This is a genomic window from Vibrio sp. 1978 (genome assembly GCF_033344345.1).
In genome coordinates, this window is the sequence record NZ_JAWPOP010000689.1 from 1 (window position 1) to 612 (window position 612).

Sequence of the window (612 nt, forward strand, 5' to 3'; positions counted from 1 at the left end):
TGAAGGGCTGATCACCAATAACGCAGCGTGTAATGATTTAGCAGAGAAGATTGCCGCGCTAACGCCACAGCAATACAAAGTGTTGGGGATGTTGTCTGATGGCTTGCTGAACAAACAAATCGCTTACGAGTTGAATGTATCAGAAGCCACCATCAAAGCACACATGACGGCGATTTTCCGCAAGCTCGGCGTGAAGAACCGCACGCAAGCCGTCATCATGTTAACGGAAATGAATGATTAGGACTTAGTCCTCCTCTTCCCCTTCCTCTTCTTCATTGGGTAAACGTAAACCAACCTTAGTCACTTGGTGATCCACCACGTCCGCGATTACCCATTGCAATCCTTGCCATTCAAACTGGTCGCCCAAAACAGGCGTGCTACCCAGCTGTTCTTCAACAATATTGCTCAAGGTTTTATCTTGCAGTTCATCGCCCAAATTCAAACCGTACATCATCGCCACGTCGGCCAGCTTCACTTCAATATCTAAGAAGAAATCACCAAAGAAACGAGTCAGAGAGGCTTTCTCCGGCGCTTCACTGAACAACAAGCTCAGTGCAGCTAAGTCTTTCTCTTGAGCCAATACACATAGGGTATCGTCTTCTTCCAACCTGG

At 47.2% G+C, this 612-nt stretch carries 2 protein-coding genes; one reads left to right on the plus strand and one right to left on the minus strand.

The window, feature by feature from the left end:
• Positions 1-241, plus strand: a 241-nt coding sequence (locus R8N49_RS28560) for a response regulator transcription factor (protein WP_318190627.1), incomplete at its 5' end; no start/stop codon positions are given.
• A 3-nt stretch (positions 242-244) separates the two neighbouring features.
• On the opposite strand, the gene R8N49_RS28565 is transcribed toward R8N49_RS28560, so the two are convergent.
• On the minus strand, positions 245-612 hold a 368-nt coding region (locus R8N49_RS28565; protein WP_318190628.1), incomplete at its 5' end, for a transporter associated domain-containing protein.